At 37.1% G+C, this 3484-nt stretch carries 4 protein-coding genes; 2 read left to right on the top strand and 2 right to left on the bottom strand.

The genetic code is table 11. The annotated features are described in order from the left end of the window. Both AC3AX0_RS09420 and AC3AX0_RS09425 read left to right on the top strand, forming a co-directional pair. On the top strand, positions 1-396 hold a 396-nt coding region (locus AC3AX0_RS09420), incomplete at its 5' end, for an enolase C-terminal domain-like protein (RefSeq protein WP_487550039.1). Between the two features lie 20 nt (positions 397-416). After that, complete coding sequence (locus tag AC3AX0_RS09425; RefSeq protein WP_487550040.1) at positions 417-1058, top strand: NAD(P)-dependent oxidoreductase; 642 nt, start codon at positions 417-419, stop codon at positions 1056-1058. 220 nt (positions 1059-1278) lie between these two features. Here the strand turns inward: AC3AX0_RS09425 and AC3AX0_RS09430 are convergent, their stop codons facing one another. Further along, a complete protein-coding gene (locus AC3AX0_RS09430) occupies positions 1279-2298 on the bottom strand; it encodes an alpha-hydroxy-acid oxidizing protein (RefSeq protein ID WP_487550041.1) in 1020 nt (339 codons plus the stop codon). 158 nt (positions 2299-2456) lie between these two features. Further along, the coding region (locus AC3AX0_RS09435; protein ID WP_487550042.1) for a BCCT family transporter at positions 2457-3484 on the bottom strand (1028 nt) is incomplete at its 5' end.

A 3484-nucleotide genomic window follows, 5' to 3' on the forward strand; every position in this document is an offset into this window, starting at 1 on the left:
CAGGAGATAGCAAACTATATACGACTTGATGCTTGGACTGATGTTAGGGCAGACACTAGCGTTAACGGAGGAATAACTCCAATGAGAAAGATAATGAACTTGGCTGAGGCGAATTTCATGAGATGTGAAGTACAGTCTTGGGGAAATACTATCCAGATGGCGGCAAATCTTCATATAATGCTTTCACACAACAATTGCACATATTTTGAACATGCATATCCTCATGATACTCATGACCTTGGCGCAGTTGAACCATTTGATATTGATTCTGATGGATATATCCATGCTCCAAAGGGCTATGGGTTGGGCGTGGATCTCGACTGGGATGTTGTTGAGAAGTATAAGCTCAGATATAAGTGTATTGAAAATGAAGAAATAATTAAAAAGGTGGGTTAAATTTAAAAAATGATTGAAGAATGAAGAAGATATATGTGACATATGAAATACCAGACAGACAATTGCTTGCATTGGAAGATAGATATGAAATCATTATGAACAAGAGCGGGGAAGTAATGGCGAAAGAAGCCCTCATAAATGCTGTAGGCGAGGTAGATGCTGTTATTGCCATGTATGACAACGACTTCGACAATGAAGTAATTGACAGTATGAAGAATGTTAAGATCATTGCCAGCTATGGAGCAGGATACAATAATATAGACTATGAACATGCTGCACAAAAAGATATTGTTGTATCCAATACGCCAGGTGTGTTAACGGATGTTACGGCAAATCTTGCGTTCGGGTTGCTGATGTCAACAGCAAGAAGAATAACGGAATCAGATAAATGCATACGTAGCGGTGGTTTCAAGGGTTGGACTCCGGAATGGTTTGTAGGTCAAGAAATCACAGGTAAAACAATCGGTATAATAGGTGCCGGGCTTGATGTGTTTGAGAATGAGCCAGAAGTGGAACCAGAACTCCTTGAGATGGATAATGTAGTGATGTCTGCTCATATAGGTGGGTCAACAATTGATACAGTGGAGAATATGACTCGGATTTGCCTAGAGAATATTGTTGAGGTATTTGAAGGGAAGAGTGCACCGAATAAAATTAATTAAAGTCAAAGTCCGTTTTATTATCAATACTGCACCAAGCAACTATGAATCCGCAAAATAAAAAAGAGAGTCACTGTTGACCAGGGTAGTCAATTGTGACTCTCTCTTTCACTACATTCTATTGTTTATTCCTTATCATTATTAATAAAAACCATATAATCTCCTCATAAACATTCTTCTATTTTGCTCAAAAACCAGCATTTATACGGTATTATGTTCAATTCTATTTATAGCCTATAATATTTTTTGTACTGATTTCCCTCAAAGTTTTACATCCTGTTAAAATCATAGCTCTATATAATTCGTTTTTCATGCTTCCTAGTATTGTTTCAACCCCCTCTTTACCACCTCCAACTGCGCCAATTATTATGGGACGACCTATAAGCACAATATCTGCTCCAAGCGCAAGATACTTGTAAATATCTACCCCAGATCTTACTCCACTGTCTGCCATAATAATAATTTTACCTTTCACTTTATCAGAAATACTTTCCAAAACCTCGGCAACACCTGCTACTCCATCTAATACTCTTCCTCCGTGATTAGAAACCACAATACCTTTAGCTCCTACCTCAACCACTATCTCCGCCTCTTTAACAGTCATAATTCCTTTTAGAATAACTGGCAATTCAGTTGATTTAATAATTTGTTCAAGCATCTTTCTATTTAAAGGTCCAACCGGTTGCCCACTTAAAGCCATAGTAGTTATTCCCGATCCATCTACATCAATAGCTATAGCTGTAGCATTTGATTTTTCCGCCATTCTGATTCTTTCAATAATTGAATCTACATCTCTAGGTTTTATTGTTGGTATGCCTTTTCCTACATTATCAATTGCAGTAAGTCCATGCTTATAACATTCATAATCAGCCGTATCTCCGGTCATTGCCAATAAATTCATATCATTAGCAGCTGATGCAGTGAGTTCAATAAAATTTGACTCCTCAAGATAACCTCCAAAATTGATAGAGCTTCCATTAATTGGAGCAGTCATTATTGGAGCCGATAATTTATTACCCCAAATATCGATGTTCATAACAGGATCTGTGGCATCATGTAAAGTGCTTAATTTAAGCTTTATTTTCTTTAGGGCTTCAATATTGTTTATAAAACTTTGTCCAGTACCTGCTCCGCCCATACCTGGTACTTCTCCAGCACATGCTATGCCATTGCAGATTTTGCAGACTTTACAAGTGCCTGCAAATCTTTTTTTTGCATTTTCTCTTACTTCAGTTACTTTCATATTTTCTCCTAATCATTTTTATTTTACATTACTAAAAATTCAAGAGACATATTAGCAATCAGGACTAAATAAAAAGCGAGTTGTCAATTATGCATGACAACTCAGCTAATTAAAATCTCTAGTCAAGCTTCTCATAGAAGTTATGACTTTTGTATAAATTATTTGGATATGTTTTTAGCTGATTCAGGGTTGCATAAATTGTCGTTGTATTCATCTATTTCCCTTATTGACATGTCGCCAAATGTCTTGTGCATGCCCTTGATGGTGCCGTAGAGTGAAACTATGATAACTACAACCATTGGGAATGAAACAACATACGCTACACTTTTTATTGCGTTAAGATCTGCTTTTGCATATGTTAGAATTATTGGGAAAACTACAAGTGCTACGCACCAGTACATTTTAAGTTTTGTACTTGGGTTCCCGTTTTCATCTAGTCTCTTCTGAGTTACTCCTGCTAGTGTGAATGCAGATCCGTCAAGTGATGTAGCCATGAACAGGATTGCAACTATTGCAAACAGTGACATCATAACAGGGGCCATAGGAAGTGTTTTCAATACCTGTACTATTAAATTGTTTGCACTGGTTGTCTGCATAAGTTCTACACAATTCAGTTTTCCTGTGAGTTCAAGATTCATCGTATAAGAACTTGTAATCATGAACATCAGCATACTTCCACCGCCGCCGCCAAGCATTGTAAGCATAAGAATGTCCTTCAAACGATGTCCTTTTGCAATCTTTGCAATGAATATTCCCGTGAAAGGAGCGAATGTGAACCAGTAAGCAAGATAAAAAATAGTCCATCCTTGTGGAAAGCCGCCATTTGAAATAGGATCGGTATTGAATCCGAAACTAAAAAATTCTCTAATGTATAATCCGACGCCGTTAGTAAAGAAATTCATTGCAAAAACCTTGTTTGAAGCTAAAAATACTATGACTAAAAATAGTATGCAGCCATAAATATTTAAACTGCTGATTCGTGCCATTCCTTTCTCAAGACCTACAAACGAACTTGCGATAAATACTACTGCAATTGCAGCAATAACCATCATGTCCATTCCGAATGAGCGGGTAACACCAGTCAAGTCGGAGAGTATAGAAGAAATCATAGGAATTGACAATCCCAGTGTTACACTTAAAGCTCCCATGGTTACTACAACAAACAGGATATCGATTATTTTACGCA

This window comes from Dethiosulfatibacter sp., assembly GCF_983023055.1.